Genomic DNA, 21,955 nt, shown 5'->3' on the forward strand with positions numbered 1-21,955 from the left:
AGAGGAGCGCAGCAAGACGGGGCGAGTTCCGTGCTCCGCCGTGGCAGACGGACAACGCCACCGCTCTAACGCGCGCCTCCAGCACCGGCATATTTTCATGCGCGCCGGGGCGCGGGCAGAACCCTTCAGCCGCGGGCCTTCAGAAGGACGCGGCCGAGCGGCCGGCCACGTTCCACGAAGGCATGGGCTTGCGCCGCGTCCGACAGCGCAAACACTTTTTCCACCGGCATCGATAATTCGCCGTCGGCGGCACGGCGCATCAGATCGGCAATGAGCCGCCTCACCCGATCCGTTCCCATTTCCCTGCCGAACATGAAGCTGAATACGGTCAGACCGTTCGTCAGCAAATCCTCGAAGGTTACCGAAGCGGTGACGCCGCTCGCGGCGCCCACCAGCCCATAGCGTCCCTTGAAGGCGCAAGCGCCGAGCAGAGGGGCGCCGCCTGCCACGTCGAGGACGAGGTCGACGCCGCGGCCATCGGTCAGCTCGCGTGCGCGAGCGACCACATCCTCGTTCCGGTAGTCGATGACGTGGGTGGCACCGAGCTCGGAGACGCGCAGCAAACGCTCTGCGGTTGCCGCAACTGCGATCACCGTCGCGCCTGCCCGATGCGCGAGTTGTACCGCCGCGATCCCAACACCGCCCGTCGCACCGCGCACCAGAACGGTCTCGCCGGCCTTCAGCCGTCCGAACTCGAACAAGCCGTCACTGGCCGTGCCGAACTCGACCGGCAGCGCAGCGGCCACGGCGAAATCGAGCCCTTCTGGCAACGGATAGACGTGCTGCTGGTCAACGCCGAACAGCTCGGCATGACTGCCGGCGAATGCGAACCCCGCTACCCGGTCGCCGGGCCGAACACTCGTGACCTGCTCCCCGACGGCTTCTACCGTCCCGGCTGCCTGGTAGCCGACGACATGAGGGGCTCCAGCTCGCGGTGGCGTGTTGCGCCGGTTGTAGATGTCGCCTCCCTGAAGCCCGACATAGGCGACGCGGATGAGGACAGTCGTGGGGGCGATCTCGGGGTCTGCGATCTCCTCGAAGCAGAGCACATCGGGATCACCATTCCTGTGGTAGACGGCAGCTTTCAACGACTTTTCCTCTCTGTATTGTCGGAGCGCGGCGTACGCAGCGCTCTCGCACAAAATGCTACTCGGAGCGAGCGGCGCTGGCGGCAAGTTCCTGTCGGTGTTCGGCCGCCCATTGCTTCCAGGTCAGGGCGGGACGGCCGGTGACGTGCGGCACGTCGTCTCGCACGCTCCCGATGCCGCCCAACCGGCCATCGACGATCTGTCTCATGCACTCGACGCCGCTCTCCGCGTACCACTTCTCGGTCTCGAACTCGATCGAGTCGAAGGCCGCCTTGAACTCGTCCGGACCGAGCACGTTGCACGAGATCTCTCGTCCCGTGGCCTCGCTGAGGATCGCCGCGATCTGGGGACCGGTGGCCACCTCCGCGCTCAGCCAGTAGTCCTTTCCGTGGTGCCTCTCCGGCCCTTCGCGAAGCACGCTCGCGGCGACCGCGGCGATGTCGGCGGCGGCGATCCAGCCCGTGCGCTCTCCCTTCCAATAGGTGGTGATGGAGTCGTTCTTCGGATCGAAGAACAGCAGAATGTTCTCCATGAACATGTTGGGGTGAAGGTGGGTCCAGGCCATGCCGCTGGCCTTGACGTAGCTCTCGATAAGCTGATGCCAAGCGAAGTGGGGATCGGTGCAGTCCCATTCCGCGAACACGCCCAGATGCACGATGTGTTTCACACCCGCTTTGTACGCCGCGTCGATCAGCGTCTTGCTCTGGGCGAGCATCGCCACGGTGTAGCCGGTTAGGACGAAGAGCCGGTCGACGCCCGCGAGCGCGACCCCGAACGTTTCGGGCTTGTCGAGATCCAGGTAGACGGCGTCCTTTCCTTCGGACCTTAGCCGGTCCACGTCGGCGGGCCGACGCGAGCTGAGACGGACGCTCACGTCCTCGGACTGCGCGAGTTCCGCCACGATCTTCTTTCCGACCGTGCCGCTGGATCCCAAGACGAGCACTTTGGCCTTGCGTTGATTCTTTTCCATGGCGTTCTGATCTCTGATTGAGGTGAGTCGTGACATCGACCGCTTACATGAACAGCGCACGAACCAGGCGAACGCCGTATTCCGCGCTCGGATTCGTGGTGCCGTCGCCGACCCGCTCTGCGATCGCCGCCGTCGACAGGTCGCGCCGCTTGGGCAAGCGGTCCCTTTCGGCCGCCGCCAGCGCCGCGGGCAACTGCTCCAAGTTGAGGTCGGTGCAGTAGCAGGGCGCGCCCGGCTGCTGTCGCCAAGACTCCGCGAGTGAGCCCGCGTCGTACGCGTCGAAGCCCGTGTCCCCGACGAGCGCCATGCCCACTTTCCGGTCCGCGTCGCTGTCGGCCGCGACCGGGAGTGCGATGCGCCCGGGCGTTCCCGAAGCTCCGCCCATCCTCGCGAAGGAGTCGGAGCCAATGGAGTTCCAAGCCTTCACGACCGGACGGCCCAGCTGCTCGGACACCCATAGGCTCTCAACTTGGCCGCTCTCGATGGCGTCGATCCGCTCGTCGCGCATGGGATAGTAGTTCGACGTGTCCATGACGACCGTGCTCTCCGGAAGGTCCGCGACCAGCGCGGCGATTCCAGGGATCTTGTTGAGGGGAATGGAGAGGATCGCCACGTCGACGCCCCTTAGGGCCTCGTCCATGCTGACCGCGCGAGCGCCGGTGGAGAGCGCCTCGGCGTCGATCGTCTCCGGCCCCCGAGAGTTGGCGACCGTCACGTCGTGGCCGGCCGCGGCCAGCTTTCGAGCCAAGGTCTTTCCGATATGCCCCGCGCCGAGGATGCCGATCTTCATGGCCGCTCCTGTCGATTCGATGTCGCTTCGTTGTGGAGAGTTTTCATTGTGAATCCTAGGAACGGAAAGGCGCGATAGACGCTCGCGGGGACCGCGACTCACATGTAGAGGGCGCGGTTCAGGCGAACCAAGTACTCGCCTTCGATGTTCAGGAAGTCGTCTCCGGCCCGCTCGGCGACCGCCGCCATGGCGAGATCGCGCCGCTTGGGCAAGCGGTCCCTTTCGGCCGCCGCCAGCGCCGCGGGCAACTGCTCCAAGCTGAGATCGGTGCAGTAGCAGGGCGCGCCCGGCTGTTGCCGCCATGACTCTGCGAGCGTGCCCGCGTCGTAGGCGTCGAAGCCGGTGTCCTCCACCAGCTCCAGAGCGACCTTGCGGTCCACGTCGCGGTCGGCTGCGATCGAGAGGGCGATGCGTCCTGGGCTGCCCGCAGGAAGGCCCTTCTTCGCGAAGGTGTCCGCGATCACCGAGTTCCAGGCCTTCGCCACGGGCCGGCCGAGCTGCTCGGCGAACCAAAGGCTCTCGACCTGCCCGGCCTCAAGAGCCTCGATCCTGTCGTCGCGCTGCGGGTAGTAGTTGGATGTGTCGATGACGACCGCATCGTCCTGAAGGCCCGAAAGAAGCGGCGCGACGGTGCGAAGCCGGGTGGGAGGGATCGACACGATCACGACGTCCACGTCTTTGACGGCCTCCGCCGCCGCGACCGCGCGAGCGCCGGTGGCCAGCGCTTCGGCGTCGATGGTCTCCGGGCCTCGCGAGTTGGAGACCTTGACGTCGTGCCCTGCGGCGGCGAGCTTAAGGGCCAGGGTTTTGCCGATCGAACCGGCTCCGATGATTCCAATTTTCACTTTTTGATTTCTCCTGATGGTTTCGTTGATCCAAGTAGGGCCGCTGGCACTGCCGATGCTCCTTGGCGGCGGTCAGCGTTCGGCGTCTCTTCGGCCTCTGTGGAACGGGCGATCCCGAGTCCGTTCAGGGTGTCGCGGAGCTGCACCAGGCCCTCGTCGGTGAGCTTGCACGCGGTCTCGATGCGCTCCGGCACGGCGCATAGCTCTGCTCGAAGCGCCTCGCCCGCCTCGGTCAGCGCGATTTGGACGCGGCGCTCGTCACGCTCGTCCCGCGTCCGTGTGACCAGCCCTGCGGCGCCCAGCCGCTTGAGCAGGGGCGTGAGCGTTCCGTTGTCCATCCCGAGCTCGTTCCCGAGGCTTCCGACGGTGCGGGGCTCGCTGTCGTAGAGCGCCAGCATGACGAGGAATTGCGGGTAGGTCAGCCCGAACGGCTCTAGGAAAGGGCGATGGAGACGGATCATCCGACTGGCCGCGCCGTACAGCGCAAACGAGAGCTGCGCCCCCACCCGTCGCCACTCCTTGCTTCCTCGCGTGAGTCTCGTACCAGGAGTTTTCGGCACGTTATTTCCCATTGCTTCTTATTGTGTAGTGCACAACATAATAAGTCAATAGGTGGTTCTCTGTTCCGGTTTGGACAACTCTTCTCTCGACGCGCAAGTACTGCGCACCCAGCCTTCCTGCCGTCTGCCTCTTCTGTTGCTCTGTCAGGTAGGACATGGGCTGTCCTACTTGACAGGTTGCCCGTCGCGCCCACCCATTCTGTGGGCGGGGTCATGAGTTCTACTCCGCAGGCCCTGGCCAGAGAGAGGTACCCCTCGGATTTGACCGACGCGCAGTGGGAGCTGGTCGAGCCCTTCGTCCGCGGCAACCCCGTCGGTCCGCAGCCGGTGGTGCACTCACGGCGCGAGGTGCTCAACGCCATCCTCTACGTGTCGCGCACCCGCCTATACGCATACGCTTCCACTTGCCGATCCACGTCTTGCTCATGTCGTTTCCGTCGCCGGTTTGGTCCTTTTTCGGTCCCAAAAACCGGATTTGGTCCCAAAAATGCGAGCGCCGCCCCCGTTCTTAGAGGGCGGCGCCTTGAAAGCGGCGGGTTGCTCTACTTGGAAGCGGCGGCAATCGAACCCGCCGCCATGCGGACCCACAGGCTACGCCTTCTTGAAGACCACGTAGCCAGCGGACGGAATGTTCACCTTCGTGTTGCCTCCGCCATTCAGCGTGGCGCCGAAGTTGCCGAAGTTCCCGCCGCCGTACGCCCCGGCGTCGCTGTTCAGCACTTCCTTCCAGTTCCCTGGAGGCAACGGCATGTTGTAGCCGTCCAGGTTCTGGTGGTTGAGGCTGCCGACGATCAGGTACTCCTCGTTCCCGGACTTCCGCGTGAACGCCATCACCGAGTCGTTGTTGTGCGTGTACACCCGGTTCACCTCGGCATCCGCCTGGAACGCGGGGCTCGAGTTCCTCAGCGCGATGGCATCCTTGTAGAACTGGAACTGCTGCTTCCGGGTGATGTCCAGCATCGCCTCCGTGCGTTGCTCGCCGCCCAGGCCTGCCAGGTGGTTGAACACCTGCTTGTCCTGCGCCGACAGGCTCTTGTACGCCCCGTCCTGCTCACGCGCCTGCGGCGACAGCGTGAAGAGCCGCTCGTAGCTGGCCTTCTGCGCGTCGTTGAACGTCACCTTCGTCCAGTCCCAGTTCTTGCCCAGCGACTCCCAGCTCCAGTCGCTGTCCCACGTGGACGTGTTGCCCCACCGGAAGTCGTTCTGCGCTCCGAACTCGTCGCCCTGGAAGAACATCGGGATGCCCGGCGACGCGAACCCGATGCCCGCCGCGAACCGCGCCGCGTCCCGCGACCACTGGTCCGGAAAGTCCGTGGGCTTGTTGCCCTCGGCCGTGTTCATCGTCCGCTGCGCGTTCCCCACTTCGTCGTGGTTGGAGATGATCGACAGCGCGTGCTTCCAGCCGTCCAGCCCGCGCGGCGCCGTCAGCAGGTTCACGAACGCGTCCATGTCCGTCGTCTGGCCGCGCGACGCCGCCTGGATGAGCCCCGGCTTGCTGTTGTCGTTGATCAGCTTGTGCTGGAACTCTGTGTACCACTGCGCGTCGAAGCCGCCGCCCGTGCCGTCCGCCTTCGCCGGCCGCGAGATGGCCGGGTCGTAGTCAAACTGCTCCGCCACCGTCCACGTATTCGGGTTGACGAAGTGCACCTGGCGGTTGATCTCCCGCAGCATCTCCCAGCCGTCCTTGCCGCCCACGCCCTTGATGGGCTCGGTGAAGTCGAAGCGCAGGCCGTCGAACTTCAGCTCGGAGATCTGCTGCACCGCGTGGTCCACGAACAGCTGCTTCACCTTCGGGTTGTGGTACGCCGGCACCGCGCCCCACGGCGTGTCCCGCTGCTCGAACTTCCCCGGCTCCTTGGACCAGTTGAAGTACGGGTTCTGCGCCCCGCCCAGGTTCCACAGGCCGTTGTTGTCCCCGTGCACGTGGTTGTACACGACGTCGGAAATCACGTTCAGTCCGCGCCCGTGCGCCTCGTCGATGAACCGCTTGAGCGCCTCATCGCCGGTCACCCACTTGCCCGTCTCGTCCTCGAAACCGAACGAACTCTCCGACGCCAGGCTGTTCACGCCCAGGTAGCCCCAGTTGCGGCTGCCCTCCACCTCGTTCGTCGGCAGCAGCTCCAGCGTGTTGACGCCCAGCTCCTTGAAGTGGTCCAGCTTCTTCGTCAAGTCCTCGAAGGTGGAGCGGTTCGAGTTACCGCCCTGCCCCAGGAAGCTCCCCACGTGCAGCTGGTACACCACCCACTTGCTCGGATCCTTCTCGCGCGGGGCGCTGTCGTTCTTCCACTGGAAGCTCGTCGGGTCAGTGACCACCGAGCCGCGGAAGCTCACGCCGCTGTCCGCGGTGATGAGATCGCTCCACGGATCATTGAAGCCCGACGCCTGGCGCTCCGCCGCGCTGTACGCCCCGTCCTTGTTCGTATCGTCGCGCAGCTGCAAGCCGCCCTTGCCGTCGCTCTCCATCACCTGGAACTCGTAGCGCAGGCCCACCAGCTTCTCGGGGTTGTTCACCAGCGCCGTCCACGCCCCGTCGTGGTTCGCCATCTTGATGCGGCCGTCCGCCTCGACGTTCTGCGACCACAGGTCGTTGAACTTGCCGCCGCGCACCTTGTCCACCAGCCCCGCGTCCCCTGCCCCGAGCCGCGCCAGCAGCTGCTCCCGGTTGAGCTGCTTGCCGTCCGCGTCCTTGAGCACCAGATAGGCGCCTGCGGCGTTCTCCTCGTCATCAATGGTGAAGCGCGTCAGCTCGGAGGCGCCCGGGAAGTACCGGTTCTCCTCGCGGCCCTTCATCGGATCCACATAGAGCCGGTCGATGCCGCGCTGCTCGCCCATCATCTGCCGCGCGTACGGATCCGGCCGGTCGCTCGTCAACCCTCCCGAGTCCACCACCTCGTAGACGTAGGACTTGCCCTCGAGCTGCTTCCAGCCGCCCTTCACCTCGGCGGCCCAGTCCCCGTTCTCCGCCTTCTGCATGGGGATGCGCTGCACGTTGCCCTGCTGATCCGTCACCTTCACCTGCACCGCGCGCGCGTCCGGCGCCCAGAGCTTGAAGGAGATGTCGTCCCCGCGCTTCTGCGAGCCCATCTCGTGGTACGTCGTCGGCGCGTACGAGGCCGAGGGCTTGCTCAGGTCCAGCTTGAGGTTGCCCTCGCCCATCACCGCCCACTGGTCGTTACCCGAGGGCCCGTCCACCGTGACACCCCACTCCCAGTTGCGCGGCAGGCCATCGTCCTGCAGTTCCACCGTGGCCTCCCACTTGCCGTTGCCCAGCGAGCGCATGGGGATGGAGCCCGCGTCCCACTGGTTGCTGAAGCGGCCCTGGGCGTCCCAGCTCCCCTTCAGCTTCACGTCCGTGAGGTTGCTGTGCGGCCCGGCGTCATAGACGAGCGTCATCGTCTTCTTCACCGGCTGCCCCGGCGCCGCGGCCGTCGTCACCGCAGACAGGGACTGGGCCGCCGCCACGCCCGGGCGCGAAGCCTTGCCCGTGGACTCGAAGCCATCCGTGGCGCGCGCGGCGCTCGCCTTCGTGCTCGCCGTGGAGGCCGTAGCGTTGGAGCCCGCCGGCTTCTTCGCCGAGGCCGCCGAGCCCGTCTCCTTCGCAGTATTCGTGGGGGCGTTGCCCTTGGCCGCCGCAGGAGCCGGCGCCGGGTTCAGGGCGGGTCGGTTGATCTTGGTGTCGCTCACGTTCGCCTCCACTTAGATGTGGGATACTGTGTGGTGTGCGTATCTTCGCACCTTACCTGCACAAAGTTGCGTCTCTCTTGGAAGGAGTGTCCGAAATCAGTGTCCCGCCAAGAGAAGGAGCAGCTCGATGGGCAAAGAGTTGATGCCGATGCCGATCGAGGCGTGAAGCGGGCTGCCCACCGAGATGCCAGCCCCGACGTTGAGGTGTCCAAATGGACCCAGGCACCATTTCACGCCAGCCTCGGCGCCCACGTTGACGGAATGCTGTTGGAAGGCGCCGCCCAGAAGCAAGGTGCCGTAGGGGACGACGTCCGGGGTGAGGAAGTACTGGTAGCCGATGGAGGCGTTGAGCTCGTTGGCGCCGAGATCATTGCCGGCGAAGTGCAGGCCCAGCGTCATGCGCCGCGCCCAGAAGCTCATCGGCTGGAAGGAGTACGCCAGGGCGTAGGTGGTCTCCCCTCCGGTGGGCGAGGGCCGGTACCAGAAGATGAACTCGCGGTCCGGCTTGTCGATGGCGGGAGCTTCCCAGAGCATCAGCTGCGCCCGCTCCGCGTCCCCCGGCTGCCTGCGCGTCTGGTAGAGCTCCGCCAGCGCCCAAGTGGCCTGCTCGCTCTCGTATTCGTAGCCCTTGGTCAGCGGGGCCTCGGCGCCGTCGAGCTCGCCGCGCTCCAGCATCAGCTGGCCCTGGGTAATGCAGTCCTCGATGGTGCCGCCCTCGCACGAGCGGGCGAAGGCGTTCTCGGCCTGCTGCTTCTCCCCCTGTGCGAGGAGGTCGCTGCCCCACTGGCTGCACGCGTAGGTGCTGCCGCGCTCGCAGCCGGTGCGCAGGTCTCCGGAGGTGGTGGCACACGCGGCGGTCAGGAGGGGAAGGACCACCACAAGGAATCGCGCCACACGCCACGGGTAGGCTGCTCGAAGGCGCTCAGCGCGGGCGTGGCGGGGGGAACGCATCATCGAGCTCCGAGGGGGACAGCCGGGAGGATACCGCATTCCGCGGCGTCCCTTCTCGGGGGCCCGTGCCAGGAGGCCCGTGCCCTCGCGCGGGTCACGTCCTCCGGGTGGGCGCCCCACTGACGGACAGCTCGCCTCGGGCGCGCTCGCGGGACCTGAGCACGGAGCGCAAGGGATCCAACAGTCCGATGAGGGCCAGCCCCACCAGCACCGAGCCTCCCCCCGCGACGATGTAGTCCGCGATCCCCACGCTGCCGCAGTCGAGGCAGGCGAGCGAGGCATCGTCGGGGGCGTAGTGGATCTGCACCTCGGAGCCCTTCGGGTAGTGGTGCACGTAGGCGTTGGCGTCCTCGATGGCCCCGGCGGTGATGCCCGCGCCAAAGGCGAGCGTCTCGGAGGTATAGGTCTTCCCGTTCACCGCGTACTCGTAGCTCACGTGCGGCATGAAGCTCATCGAGCGGCGGGAGCGGATCTTCTCGACCGAGGAGGAGAGCACATGGCCCGGGACGGCCGGCCAGCGCTGGCTGGTATAGGCCCGGTAGAGCGATCGGCCCCCGCCAAAGGCGAGCGCCCCACCGAACACCAGCATTGCCAGTCCCAACAGCACGCTCCTCAGCATGATCCGACCTCGGCGAGCCCTGCCCCGACGGCTTCGCCAGCAGGCAGGCGCCGCGACTCACGAGGCTCGGGACAGAGCAGCCTCGTGGGCCACGAATGCACACGCCGCGCCAGGGCTGGTTCGTGGACACAGCCTTCGCTTCAGAGGGCCGGGCGCGGGGCATTGCGCCCCCGAGCACGTTCCCTGGGGCATTGTGCCCCGCTCGCGAAGCCTCGCGTCAGTCCCAGCCGCGTAGCTCGACGCGGACGCGCCGCATGAGCACTTCGAGCTGCTGGCGCTTCAGCGTGGCCAGCACCCGTCCACTGACGATGGTGAGCCCGGTGAGCGTCATCACCAGGAAGCCCACGCGGTGGTCTCTCAGTCCGGCATGCACGAGGTTTGCCACCACGTCGAGCGTGAGGAACAACGTGCCCAGGGCGAGGTAGGCGCGGATGTGGAGGACCATGCCCACCATCACGCCCAGCAGGCACGTGCCTCCGAAAATGAGGGCGTACGTGCCGTCCGCGGCCAGTCCCACCTGGAGGGACAGCTTGGCGGCTGCGGGGACGTAGAGCAGCAGGCCGCCGAGGACGCGCAGCGCGTTGCGCGCGGCGTGAGGCAGGCTGGAGGTGAAGAGCTGGCCCAGCATCAGCAACAGCAACCCCAGGGGCGCCAGGTAGATCTCGAGGCCATCCAGCCCGAACGCGAGCGCGCCGATGAGCAGCGCCAGGTTGCAGGCCGCCGCCGCCAGCGAGCCGAACCAGCGGCTGTTCTCCACCCCGCCTATGGCCGCATAGAGCATGCCCGAGCCGCCCGCGAGCAGCGCCGCCTGATGGGTGGCCTCGGCGGGGAGCACCCACCACATCACGAGGGGCAGGAAGGCCGCGAACCGGCGCGTCGCATCGGCCACCGGAGGGATTCCAGCCCGGCGGGCCAGCACGGTGACGCCCACCAGCGCGAAGCCCAGGGCCAGCGCGAAGAGTGCATCATGCTCGGGCCGCAGGCCGGTGACGTACAGCGAGCGCACCATGGCGTAGACGCCCACCACGGCCACCTGGACGAAGTACACGTGCCGGCCCGTGTGCTCGCTCCAAGCGCAGTGCAGCGCCACGATCACCGCGAGCCCGAGTGCCGCCAGCGCCAGCGGGAGCGCGTCTGCGCTGACGCTCTGGGCCCGGACTGCCACGACCGAGAGCAGCACGCCACATCCGATGAGCCACACGTCCCGTCCCCGCCCGAGGCCTCGGCTGATGTCCTGGCGGCGGTCCTTCAGCCACAGCCCGGCCCCATGCGCGAGGGCGGCACTTCCTGCGGCTCCCAGCGCCAGCGCCGCGCCGAACTGGGTGAAGAGCGTTTCGTAGAGGGCCTGCGGCCCACTCTCGAAGGCTCGGGCCATCAGCACCACCGAGAGACCACAGAGGCCCGCGAACCCCGCGAGGATCGAGCCCCAGGCCGCGGACAGCGAGGCGAGCGCGCCCCTCCACTGGACGGCTCCCACGAGCACCGTGGTGGCCACGATCGCGGCCGTGACCGGGAAGGCGGCCCAGCGCATCCAACTGCCTTCCAGGCTGGAGAGCGCGCCGGAGATCAACTGAATCACCGCCAGCGACGAATGAGTGGGTCGCTGCGTAGCCAGCGCGTAGCCGACAGCGGCCAGAGCATAGAGGGCCCCCGCCAGATGCAGGCTCAACCGGTGCTGAGCTTCGTCGCGTCCTCTCCAGCGGACGATCCTGGGCCCCAGGGCCACCACCGCGAGCCCCACCAGTGCGAGCACCGGTCCCGGCCACGCGGGGAACCAGCGCTCCCGGTGCGCCAGAGCGTGGACGATCAAGAGGATGCCCAGCCCCACGGTGTTCCGACCCTTGCCTTGCGCCCATCCGAGGAAGAGCAGCACACCGGTGGCGAGGGTCAGCTCGGCCGAAGTCAGCCCCGGCTGGAAGAACGCCGCAGCAGCAACGAGCGCCACGGCCCACACAGCCCATTGCTGGAGGAGCTGCCGCAGGTCCGCGCTGAAGCCCTCCGGGCTCCGCACCTGTGCCGCGTGCTGTACCTCGGGCTCCCAGGCCAGCAGGCGCCGGAGGAAGGCCAGACGTGCACCGGCCCGAGCCACCCCGGCGGCCACTGCGGCATACACCAGCGCGGCAGCGGCGATGCCCGCGAAGGCTCGCTGCCAGAGGAGGAACACAGTCGCACCGGGAGGCATCCATGCCTGGAGCGCGGTCCACCCTATGGAAGAGCCGCTGGCCAGGGCCGTCGCCTCCGCCCGGATCCACTGTCCATCCGGGGGCATCAGCGGCACCATCTGAGGGCCAAGGACCGCTTGCTGCGCGGAGACGAGCGCGGCCCCAACCAGTCCCAACACGAGCCCTTGGTGAACGAGGTACCTGGAGCGGAACGAGCCCACCAGCAGCATCGAGAGCATCGCGGCGCCCAGGGGCATGAGCGGCGGAACCATGGCCAGCGCGCGGGAGGGATACAAAGGAAGAGCGACGCGATAGGCGCCCATCAGCAGGACCGCGATGAGCGCCACCACTCCGGCGTGGGGGACCCAGTGGTAGAAGCGGCCCTGGGGCTCATTCTCCAGCCTGCGGGCGAGCCATGGCCCGAAGCGCCTCGCCACCAGGGCCAGGGCCCAGAGCCCGGCGCCGATGAGCGGCATCCTCAAGGCCACGACGTCCGGAGGCAACGGCCGCCCGGCGCGGTTGATGACGGCGGTGAGGACGATGAGCAGCCCTCCTGCGGCGAGCGCCACCACCGAGCCTCTGAGGCGCCAGGCCACGAAGCCCCGCGAGAAGAACACCGCGAGCGCGCTGAGCACGAGCAGTCCGCTCTGGAGCAGAAGGAGCGGCCGCTCGGCATCCACGGGATTGGAGGTCCAGGCAGCGAGCCTCTGAACGGCCCACAGACACAGCACGAGCGCCGCGCTGGCGAAGCCATCGGTGAAGAGGGGGCGGCCCGACTCCGGGAACGGCAAGGGGACACGTCCCAGCAATGAGCGTCCCTGCGGCCTCGGCTCGCCCGGGCTGGCCGTGGAGAGGAGCACTCCCCTCCCCCTGAATGCGGCGATGAGAGAGAACCCAAGGACCACGGCGGGGATGAAGGGACTGAAGCTACCGGGGACGTACTCCGTCCCGGGAGAGAGCCACAGCGGGAGCGCTTGCAGGGTGAAGACGCAGCCCACAGCCGCCACGAATGACACGAGGCGGCTCCGGTCCCGCCGCACTCTCAGGAGCAGCAGCACCGTGGCCAGGGCGGTGGGAACCGAGCCCAGCTGGAGCGGCCCTATGATCGCAATGGCCGCCGCGAGCAGGGAGAGATCATCCAAAGGCGACAGCTCCATCGCTTGACTGGCGCGCCGAGCCCAGGCTCCGTGGAGAAGGGCAGCGAGGCCGTAGATGCCTCCCACGCCAACGAAGACGGCCTGGGCCGGCCAGGGTCCCCCGAGCGTGGGGAACTCCTGAAGCGCCGCGAGCAGCGCGAACGGGACCGCGAACCCGCCCAGGTAGTGCAGGCCTCGCCATTGGTGCCCCGCGGCCAGATGGGCCGCCACGGCGATCAGCGCACCCGTCGCGACTTGGGGCCAGGCACTCCCCTGCCCCGAGTCCTGCACCGGCACGGACGCAGAGAACCGGGCTGCAGAGACGCAGAGCATCGAACCCACGGAGAGAACGACGCCCCAGAGCAGCAGCCAGATCCTCAGGTAGCCCGTCCGCTGCTGGCGCGCCATGAGCAGGAGCCCGGAGGCCACGGCAGCGGGCCCCACGAACCACCAAGCCAGGTTGCCGGGCTCCAGGAGACGCATCAGCAGGGAGCCCGTGAGGGTCGTGGCCAGCACTCCCAGATGAACGAGCGAGTGGCGACGGGGGTGAAGCAGGAAGAAGATCAGAGCCGCAGCGGCGGGCGCGAAGGCAGAGGCGACATCCACCCAAGGCTCGACGCCCGGAACGAGGGAGAAGGCCGCGACGCACCCGGCGACCGCACCGCTGGCGGCCACCGCATGCGCCAGCACCTCCACCACGGGAGCGGCGCGGGCATAGGCCTTGCGCACGGATTCCCCCATCGCGGCTGCGGCGAGGAGCCCCGAGAGCGTCACGGCCCACAGCACCATCCCCACGAAGGAGGCACTCCCAGGCTGGAGCGCATCAAAGCCGTCCGAAGAGCCGGCCACGGAGAAGACGGCCAACGCCAGCGCTCCATAGAGCGCCACACCCACGCTGACGAGCGGCGCCTTTCCCTCCTCCGTGCGGGAAGACCGCCACACAGAGCCGCCGACAGCGGCTACGCCCACGAAGGCACAGAGGGTGCGCAGCCAGGGCGAGCTGTCCAGCCAAGGAACCGGAACCTCCGCCAGCAATGAGGGGAAGAGCGCGAGCGTCAGCTCCGCCAGAGGCGTGCGGTGGAGCAGAAGCCCGGCGACCCGCAACGTGATCAATCCGGTGCCTGTGACCACGAGGGCGCAGGGAAGCCCCGCCATCGGCGACAGCGCAACCAAGGCTGCCAGCGCCACGAACACCACGGGCATCAGCGCGAGGCCAATGCTGGCGAGCACCCGGCCTGCGGAAAGCGAGCGCCGCGCCAGGAACACACCGAGCCCGACGAAGCCCGCGTGGTAGATGAAGAGCGCGCCTGTCACAATGAGCTGGCGCGGCACACCGCCCAGGGCCCGCCACGCCTCGCGGACACCCATGATGGAGCCGCCGAGCACGAGCAGTGCGCCGAGGAACCACCACACGTACTCATGCAGCTTGAGCGAACCTTCTCTGCCGGAAGCGCTGCCAGCGCCATCGAGCGCTACCAGTGCCTCCAGCCCGCCAAGCGTCCCCGAAGCGCCCTGGCCGAAGAGCGCACTCCCGGACCCCATTGCCGAGCCCAGATCGCTCTCCTGGGGGGCATCCTCTTCGGCGAGTCTCCGCCGCTCCTGTTGGGCGGCCTCGCGCTCCGCACGAGCCGCCTCCTCCATCGCGTGGAAGAACGCGGCCCCCCAACCGGGACGCCAGGCCGCGGCCCGGTGGATCGAAGCGGCAATCTCATCCGCCTGCGTCTCCAAGGCCTGGGCCGAGCCGGGAGCAGGCTCCGCGGAGTGGGGTTCTGCGGGCGCATCCAACGACGCCATCAGTTGGACGGCGGTATCAGGAGCCAGGAGCCCCTGGGCGCGCCAGCCCTCGACTCGCTTCCTCAGCCGGGCTCGAACGAGCGCCTCGAGATGAGGCTCGCTAACAGCCACGAGCACGGCGTGGCACGTCGGGCAAGTGCCCCCAACCTCAGGGGTTCGAAACTCCGTGCAGGCAGGACAGATCAGGGGACTCACCGGAACCTCTCCCTCCAGAGCATACGCCAGACGGCTCTCGCCCTTCCGGCCGGGGCCCGCTAGCCTGTAGCCCTCTCTTTTGGGGGCACCCATGATCGTTGTCCCATCCGTCCTGGACGCAGTCTCGGTCCACGCCGACGGAGCGCTCTGCACCCGCGTGGCCATGGTGCCTGCCGAGAATGGCCGGCTCCCTCTACAGGTCCGCATCAACGGCCTGCCGCTCGGGCTTACCACCGGCTCCCTGCGCGCCTCCATCCTCCAAGGCCCCGCAGGCCTCGCCGTCCGCGACATCCGCCCTGGCTTCGATGCGCAGCTCCCGCCCGAGCCCGATGTCCCTGCCGAGCAGCGCGCCCTCGAAGAGGCCCTCGAGGCACTCGCCAAGCTCAGCCTGGAGCTCCAGCGCGTGGACCAGGAGATCGCAGGCATCAAGCTCCTGCCCTCCTTCCCCAAACCCAAGACCGGAGACGAGCCCCGCGAGGCCTCTCCCACCGCCATCCTCACCCTGGCCCACTTCGTCGACGAGGAGCTCGCCGCCCTCCATGCCCGGAAGCTGGACCTGGAGCGGCGCCAGCGCGACGCCGAGGCCGAGCTGGAGCTGCGTCGGCGGAGACTCCATGAGGGCTCCACCTCTGTGCGCGGCCAGCGGGCCGTGCTGTACCGGGCCGCGCTCATCACCCTCTCCGAAACAGGCGAGGCCCAGGGCGAGGTGCGGCTCGCCCTCGAGTACGCCGTGCATGGAGCACGCTGGGTCCCTGGGTACGAGCTGCGGATGCCTCGCACGCTCGACGGCGGGACGCTGCGGATGCGCGCCTCCGTGCTCCAGCGCACGGGCGAAGACTGGCAGAACGTGAAGCTCTCCCTCTCCACCGCCGAGCTGCACCGCCGCGCGGATGTGCCCGAGCTCAAGGCCCTGCGCATCGGCCGGCGCCAGCCTCCTCCGGCCCGCTCGGGTTGGCGCGAGCCTCCTCCCGGCCTGGATGAACTCTTCGCCGGGTATGACGCCGCGGGCGGCCCTCCCCGCCCGTCTCCCTCCACTCCCGCCAGCTTTCTGCCTCAGGGCGAGAGTCGGCAACGCACCGTCGCCCGGGAGATCCCCGCGAGCAATGCCCGAGACCGTGCCGAAGCGACGGCTTACAAGCCCATGCCGAAACCCGAGCCCATCCCCGCTGACGAGTCCGAGGACCTCGACATGCTGATGGACGCGGATGAGCCCATGCCGGCCCAGGCAGCCCCGATGAAGAAGAAGAGCGGTGGGGCCCTCTCAGGGCTCTTCTCGGCCAGCGCCCCCCCTCCCCCGCCTCCTCCGGCTCCCGCAGCCGCCGCTCCCATGCGCGGTGGAGCACCGGGAGGCGGAGGTCCGGCCCGCGCCAGGAGGTCCCAGGCTCCCCTCGAAGAGATGGCCAAGGATGCGGCCTACGGCGCTCCCATGATGGAGATGGAGGGCGGCGCCATGGATGGCTTCGGTGGAGCCGCCCCCGGGGAGCCCGAGCCTCCCTCAGGACTCGAACTCGGGGCCAACCTGCTGGACTACGACTCGCTGGAACTGCCTCCCGCGAATCAGCAGGGCGTGCGAGGCCGGCTCCAGCCCCAGCCGGTCTGGTCCTCCCAGGAGATGATCGCCCTGACCCACATGCACATGCGCGTGGACGTCATCTCCCTGCTCATCGCCCGCCAGGAAAACATGGCGACCGTGCACCGCGTCAGCCCGCCCACATGGGCGGTGCCGCCGCGCCAGTCCACGCCCCACTTCGACTACCGCTATGACGTGGAGACGCGGATTGACGTGCCCTCGGATGGCGTGTGGCACTCGGTGCCGGTGTTCGCGGCGCCCGTGGGGCTCACCGCCGAGTACCTCTGCGTCCCCTCCATGGAGCCGCAGGTGTTTCGCACCGTGAAGGTGGAGAACCGCACGCCCCACGCGCTGCTCGCGGGCCCGGTGGACGTGACGCTCGGGGACGAGTTCCTGATGACATCTCCCCTACCCACCCTGGCCCCAGGCGCCACGCAGCGGCTCGGGCTGGGCGTCGAGGAGTCCATCAAGGTGTCGCGCAACACGCGCTACGACGAGGCCTCGGGCGGCGTCTTCGGAGGCGCCAACGTGCTCACGCACCGCGTCTCCGTCGAGGTGGCCAACCGCCTGGGCCGGCCCGCCACCGTGGAGATCCGCGAGCGCGTGCCCGTCATCCCCAAGGACGAGAAGGACATCAAGGTCGAGGAGACCGAGATCAAGCCCCCGTGGCGCTCCCCCGAGCCGCTGCCCGGCGACGCGCCGGTGGACGGCGAGCGGGCGTGGCGGGTGACGCTGCAGTCCGGTGAGAAGCAGTCGCTGGATGCCACCTGGGTCGTGAAGATCCCCTCGAGCAAGATGCTCCAGGGCGGGAACCGGAGGACATAAGTGAGCACCACCGTCACACTTCCTGTCGTCAAGGTCACCGTCCTCGAGGACCGCGCGCTCGTGGAGCGCCGTGGCGAGGTGACGCTCCCCGCCGGCCCCCAGCGGCTGCGGGTCGAGGGCCTCTCTCCGCTCGCGGTGGACCGGTCGCTGCAGATCTCCCTGGTGGGAGGCAACATCATCGGCGCCCGCGTGAGCCGCATCTGGAAGGAGCAGCCCAAGGAGGGCCTGCGCGAGCACCGCACGGAGCTCGGGCGCCGCGTCGAGTCGCTCGAACAGGCGCAGAGGCTCGCCGAGAGCGACATCCAGCGCCTGCTGGCAAGGCTGAGCGTGGCGAACACGGCGCACGCGGACGTGCTGCGCTCCATCTCCGAGGGTGTCGGAGCTGGCAAGGCCTCGGCGGACACCTGGCGCCAGCACCTGGCAGCGGTGCGCGCGGAGGTGGCCTCCACAGAGGAGGCGCTGCGGCAGGCACGAAAGCGCGAGGAGCAAACCCGGCAGCGCCTGGAGGAGGCCCGCTCGGCGCTCACCCAGGGCGAGCAGCCGGAGTCCAAGCTCCTCACCTCGGCCGAGGTGGAGCTGAACCACCCCACCGGAGGTGCCGTCACCGTAGGCGTGGCGTACCTGGTGCCCTGTGCCGTGTGGCGCCCGGCGTACCGCGCCACGCTGCGCCGCGTCGAGAGCGGCGAGACGGTGACGCTCGAGTGCGAAGCGGTGGTGTGGCAGCGGACGGAGGAGGACTGGAAGGACGTGGAGATGGCCTTCTCGACGGCCCGCCCCACGCTCGGAGCCACTCCGCCACGGCTGGTGGAAGACAGGCTGTACCTCCGCGAGAAGACGCAGCAGGAGAAGCACACGGTCGAGGTGACGATCCGCGAGGAGACCATCCAGACCACCGGAGAGGGCGGCACCCCGCAGGCTGAAGGCATGCCCGGCCTGGACGACGGTGGCGAGCCGCTCACGCTCAAGGCGATCCACCGCGTCACCCTTCCCTCGGACGGGTCGCCCCACCGGGTGCCTCTGTTCCAGTTCACGGCGCCAGCCACCTCGGAGCTGGTAGGGACGCCGGAGCACTCGCCGCTGGTGCACCGGGTGGCTCGCTTCGAGAACAAGGGCGGCTCGGTACTGCTGGCAGGCCCGGTGGATCTGGTGCGCACGAGCGGCTACGTGGGCCGCGCGCAGCTGACCTTCGCGGGTGTGGGCGAGCGCGTGAAGCTGGGCTTCGGCAGCGAGGATGCGCTGCGCATCTTCCGGCAGGTGGAGACGAAGCTGGACACCCACCGGCTCACGGGCCGCAAGGTACGCACGCACTTCGTGAAGCTGTTCCTCTCCAACACGGGCAGCCGCCCGGAGCAGATCGCCCTCGAGGAGCGAATGCCCGTCTCCGAGGTGGAGGCCGTGGAGGTAGAGCTGCTCAAGGACAAGGCGAAGCCCGCCCCGGCGAAGGTGAGCCAGGACGGGATTCTCCGCTTCGAGCTCCCGGCCCCCGCGCGCTCTCAGCAGGAGCTGGCGTTCGCGTACACCGTCGCCAGCTCCGCCAAGGTCGCGGGGCTCTGATTACGTCGTCAGCAGCTTGTCCAGCGTGAGGGGCAGCGTCCGGAGGCGCTTGCCCGTCGCGTGGTAGACGGCGTTGGCGATGGCGGGGGCCACACCGGTGATGCCGATCTCGCCGATGCCCTTGATGCCGAGCTCGTTCACGTACGGATCGTTCTCGGGCACGAAGATGACATCAATGTCGGGCACATCCGGGTTCACCGGCACGTGGTAGTCCGCCAGATCCTTGGTGACGAAGTGGCCGGTCCGCTCATCCACCACGGACTCCTCCATCAGCGCCATGCCGAGCCCCATGATGATGCCGCCCTGGAGCTGGCTCCGGGCAGTCTTCTCGTTCAGCACGCGGCCCACGCCGAAGGCGCCGACGAAGCGGCTGACGCGGACCTGTCCGAGATCCGGATCCACCCGCACCTCGGCGAACTGCGCCCCGAAGGCGTGCATCGCATACTTCTTCATCTCGTCCCCGGGCTGAGCGTCCGCCTGGGCGTCGATCGATGGGAGCTTCTGGCGCTTCATCAGGGCAGCAAAACTCTCCTTCTTCGAGCCCGCGATGAGATCGCCGTTCTCCACCTTCACCTGCTTGGGGTCGGCGCCCTTCAGCGGGGAGCCCGCGTCAGCCACGGCCGTGGCGATGATCTTGTCCCGCAGCGCCGCCGCCACGCGCTTCACGGCCGGGGCCACGGTGGCCGACGTCCAGGAGCCTCCCGAGACCGGCGCCTCAGGCATCTGAGTGTCGCCGAGATCGAAGCGCACCTTCTGCACGGGGAGCCCCAGTTCGTCCGCCGCGACCTGCGACATCACCGTATAGGTGCCGGTGCCAATGTCTTGCGTGCCGACAGCGACCGCCACGGTGCCATCGGGCAGCAGCGACGCCTTGGCGGCACCTTTCTGGCGCATCGTTGGATAGGTGGCGGTCGCCATGCCCCAACCGATCAGGGTGCGCCCATCCTTCATGGAGCCCGGCATGGGGTTGCGCTTGGACCAGCCGAACTTCTCGGCCCCCGCCCGGTAGCACTCCTTGAGCGACTTGCTGCTCCAGGGGCGTCCAGACTCGGGATCCGTGTCCGCGTGGTTCACGATCCGCAGCTGCACCGGATCCATGTTGAGCTTGTAGGCCAGCTCGTCCAGGGCGGACTCGAGCGCGAACATGCCGGGGGACTCACCTGGCGCACGCATGAACGTCGGCGTGGGCATCGTCGTCCTCACCAGCCGGTGCGACGTGATGATCTGCTCGCTGGCGTACATCATGCGCGACGTGAAGCCCGCGGGCTCGGTGAACTCGTCGAACGTGGAGGTCGAGGTCAGCGTCTCGTGGCGCACGAGAAGCAGCTTGCCGTCCTTGCGGGCCTTGAGCTGCACGCGCTGCTCCGTCTCCGGCCGGTAGCCCACGCCCGCGAACATCTGGTCGCGGCGGAGCACCAGCTTCACCGGCTTGCTCACGGCCTTGGCCGCCATGGCCGCGAGGATCGTGTGTCCCCACCCGGAGCCCTTGCCGCCGAAGCCTCCGCCCACGAACTTGGCGATGCAGCGCACGTTCTCCGGCGGCAAACCGAACAGCTGCGCCAGACGCGAGCGCACCCCGAAGACGCCTTGGGTGGCATCATAGACCGTGAGGCGCTCGCCCTCCCACACGGCGGTCGTCGCGTGCGGCTCCATGGGGTTGTGGTGCTCGAACGGAGTGCCGTACATGGCGTCCACCTCCGCAGCCGGCGTCTCCGCCGAGGCCTTGCCGTGCTCGGTGTCCGGCGGCCGGAAGATGATGTGCTTGGGTGCGTAGGCTTGGGCCTTCTGGGCCTTCAGCCCCAGCTTCGGCTTCTCCGCCTGGTACTGCACCTTCACCAGCGCGGCGGCATGGGTGGCCCGCTCGAAGGTGTCCGCTACCACCACGGCCACGGGCTGGCCCTGGTAGTCCACCCGCCGGTTCTGCAGCAGGTGGACCATGGGCTCCAGCGGGCTCTGGCGCTTCGCGGGATCGCCCGCGAGCTTAGGAGGTTTCTCGGGTGACAGCACCGCGAGCACCCCCGGCGCCTTCTCCGCCGCCGAGGCGTCCACCTTCGTGATGGTTCCACTGGGGATGGTGCTGCCCACGATGACGGCGTAGACCAGTCCCTCTTGAGGGAACTCGGCGGCGTACTTCGCCGCGCCTGTCACCTTGAGCCGTCCATCCACCCGGTTCAGCGGCTTTCCGACTGACTTGTCCATGGTGAGCTCCGCTCCGTTCAGGCGAGTCCAGCAGCTTGAGACAGCGCACGGATCAGGGTCCGCCGCGCGAGTTCGACCTTGAAGCCGTTGTGCTTCTGCGGCTTCGCTCCCTTCAGCGCCGCGGCGGCGGCCGCCTTGAAGCGCACCTCGTCCGCGGGCTGGCCGATGAGGGCCTTCTCGGCCTCGGGCGAGCGCCAGGGCTTGGTGCCCACGCCGCCCAGCGCCACGCGTGCGCTCTTCACGGTCTTGCCCTCCAGTTCGAGCGCCACCGCCGCCGAGGTCAGCGCGAACGCGTACGAGGCCCGGTCGCGCACCTTCAGGTAGTGGGAGTTCGCCGCGAAGCCAGAGGCGGGCAGCGTCACGTGGGTGATGAGCTCGCCCGGCTGCAGCACCGTCTCACGCTCGGGGTGCGCCCCCGGCACGAGGTGGAAGTCCCCGAAGGCAATCTTTCGATCGCCCTTGGGCCCCGTCACGTGCACGGTGGCATCCAGGACAGCGAGCGCCACGTTCATGTCCGAGGGGTTCGTGGCGATGCACTTGTCGCTGGTGCCCAGCACCGCGTGCATGCGGTTGAAGCCCTGCAGCGCCGCGCAGCCAGAGCCGGGCTCGCGCTTGTTACAAGGCTGGGAGACGTCCCGGAAGTACGAACAGCGCGTCTTCTGAAGGATGTTGCCGCCCACGGTGGCCAGGTTGCGCAGCTGCGGCGAGGCGCCCGCGAGCAGGGCCTCGGAGAGCACGGGGTAGCGCTGGCGCACGAGCGGGTGGTTCGCGAGATCGCTGTTGCGGACCAACGCGCCAATGCGCAGCCCTCCGTCCGCCTCCTCGATCTGAGAGAGTGGCAGGGCGTTGATGTCCACGAGCAGGGCCGGGTTCTGCACGTGGATCTTCATGAGGTCCACGAGGTTGGTGCCTCCGCCAATGGGCACCGCGTCCGTGGGGCGGGAGCCCAGCTTCTCGAGGGCTCCCTTCATGTCCTGAGCGGCGACGTAGTCGATGGGGCGCATGGTGGCTCC

Annotated in this window: 13 protein-coding genes; 2 read left to right on the forward strand and 11 right to left on the reverse strand. The window is 68.3% G+C overall.

Annotated features, from left to right (window positions below):
* Positions 1-125: 125 nt before the first annotated feature.
* The 9 genes from DB31_RS01380 to DB31_RS01420 form a co-directional block, all read right to left on the reverse strand.
* Positions 126-1,088 carry a quinone oxidoreductase family protein gene (locus DB31_RS01380; protein ID WP_044182107.1) on the reverse strand — a complete coding sequence of 321 codons (963 nt, stop codon included), beginning with the start codon at positions 1,086-1,088 and terminating at the stop codon, positions 126-128.
* Between the two features lie 58 nt (positions 1,089-1,146).
* Positions 1,147-2,058: an NmrA family NAD(P)-binding protein gene (locus tag DB31_RS01385; protein ID WP_044180911.1), complete on the reverse strand. Its 912-nt coding sequence runs from the start codon at positions 2,056-2,058 to the stop codon at positions 1,147-1,149.
* A 43-nt stretch (positions 2,059-2,101) separates the two neighbouring features.
* The gene (locus DB31_RS01390) at positions 2,102-2,950 is read right to left on the reverse strand and encodes an NADPH-dependent F420 reductase (RefSeq protein ID WP_420806658.1); all 849 of its coding nucleotides are present in this window, start codon (positions 2,948-2,950) and stop codon (positions 2,102-2,104) included.
* Positions 2,947-3,693 (reverse strand): NADPH-dependent F420 reductase, encoded by a 747-nt coding sequence (locus DB31_RS01395; protein ID WP_044180917.1) that lies wholly within the window; start codon positions 3,691-3,693, stop codon positions 2,947-2,949. The genes DB31_RS01390 and DB31_RS01395 overlap by 4 nt, the downstream gene beginning before the upstream one ends.
* Entirely contained in the window at positions 3,690-4,199 is a 510-nt protein-coding gene (locus DB31_RS01400; RefSeq protein ID WP_240486469.1) for a MarR family winged helix-turn-helix transcriptional regulator, read from the reverse strand. The genes DB31_RS01395 and DB31_RS01400 overlap by 4 nt, the downstream gene beginning before the upstream one ends.
* A gap of 645 nt (positions 4,200-4,844) precedes the next feature.
* Positions 4,845-7,937, reverse strand: a complete 3,093-nt coding sequence (locus tag DB31_RS01405; protein ID WP_044182112.1) for an alpha amylase C-terminal domain-containing protein — start codon at positions 7,935-7,937, stop codon at positions 4,845-4,847.
* Between the two features lie 96 nt (positions 7,938-8,033).
* Complete coding sequence (locus DB31_RS01410) at positions 8,034-8,831, reverse strand: hypothetical protein (RefSeq protein ID WP_240486470.1); 798 nt, start codon at positions 8,829-8,831, stop codon at positions 8,034-8,036.
* A 151-nt stretch (positions 8,832-8,982) separates the two neighbouring features.
* Positions 8,983-9,507, reverse strand: a complete 525-nt coding sequence (locus DB31_RS01415) for a DUF3592 domain-containing protein (protein WP_044180923.1) — start codon at positions 9,505-9,507, stop codon at positions 8,983-8,985.
* Between the two features lie 217 nt (positions 9,508-9,724).
* Positions 9,725-14,716 (reverse strand): hypothetical protein, encoded by a 4,992-nt coding sequence (locus DB31_RS01420; RefSeq protein WP_240486471.1) that lies wholly within the window; start codon positions 14,714-14,716, stop codon positions 9,725-9,727.
* A 169-nt stretch (positions 14,717-14,885) separates the two neighbouring features.
* Here DB31_RS01420 and DB31_RS01425 point away from each other — a divergent pair, with 169 nt between their 5' ends.
* Positions 14,886-17,189 carry a DUF4139 domain-containing protein gene (locus DB31_RS01425; RefSeq protein WP_044180929.1) on the forward strand — a complete coding sequence of 768 codons (2,304 nt, stop codon included), beginning with the start codon at positions 14,886-14,888 and terminating at the stop codon, positions 17,187-17,189.
* The gene (locus tag DB31_RS01430; RefSeq protein ID WP_044180931.1) at positions 17,190-18,743 is read left to right on the forward strand and encodes a mucoidy inhibitor MuiA family protein; all 1,554 of its coding nucleotides are present in this window, start codon (positions 17,190-17,192) and stop codon (positions 18,741-18,743) included.
* Here DB31_RS01430 and DB31_RS01435 read toward each other — a convergent pair whose 3' ends face one another.
* Positions 18,744-20,942, reverse strand: coding sequence for a xanthine dehydrogenase family protein molybdopterin-binding subunit (locus tag DB31_RS01435; protein ID WP_044180934.1), 2,199 nt, complete (start codon positions 20,940-20,942; stop codon positions 18,744-18,746).
* A 17-nt stretch (positions 20,943-20,959) separates the two neighbouring features.
* Positions 20,960-21,946 (reverse strand): FAD binding domain-containing protein, encoded by a 987-nt coding sequence (locus tag DB31_RS01440; RefSeq protein WP_044180936.1) that lies wholly within the window; start codon positions 21,944-21,946, stop codon positions 20,960-20,962.
* Between the last annotated feature and the right edge of the window lie 9 nt (positions 21,947-21,955).

Origin of the sequence: Hyalangium minutum (genome assembly GCF_000737315.1) — a bacterium.
GTDB classification, from domain to species: domain Bacteria; phylum Myxococcota; class Myxococcia; order Myxococcales; family Myxococcaceae; genus Hyalangium; species Hyalangium minutum.

What these genes read in the sequence shown, in the direction of transcription:
- DB31_RS01440 (WP_044180936.1), bottom strand. Translation starts at nt 21,946, where the DNA reads ATGCGCCCCATCGACTACGTCGCCGCTCAGGACATGAAGGGAGCCCTC.
- DB31_RS01435 (WP_044180934.1), bottom strand. Translation starts at nt 20,942, where the DNA reads ATGGACAAGTCAGTCGGAAAGCCGCTGAACCGGGTGGATGGACGGCTC.
- DB31_RS01425 (WP_044180929.1), top strand. Translation starts at nt 14,886, where the DNA reads ATGATCGTTGTCCCATCCGTCCTGGACGCAGTCTCGGTCCACGCCGAC.
- DB31_RS01415 (WP_044180923.1), bottom strand. Translation starts at nt 9,507, where the DNA reads ATGCTGAGGAGCGTGCTGTTGGGACTGGCAATGCTGGTGTTCGGTGGG.
- DB31_RS01385 (WP_044180911.1), bottom strand. Translation starts at nt 2,058, where the DNA reads ATGGAAAAGAATCAACGCAAGGCCAAAGTGCTCGTCTTGGGATCCAGC.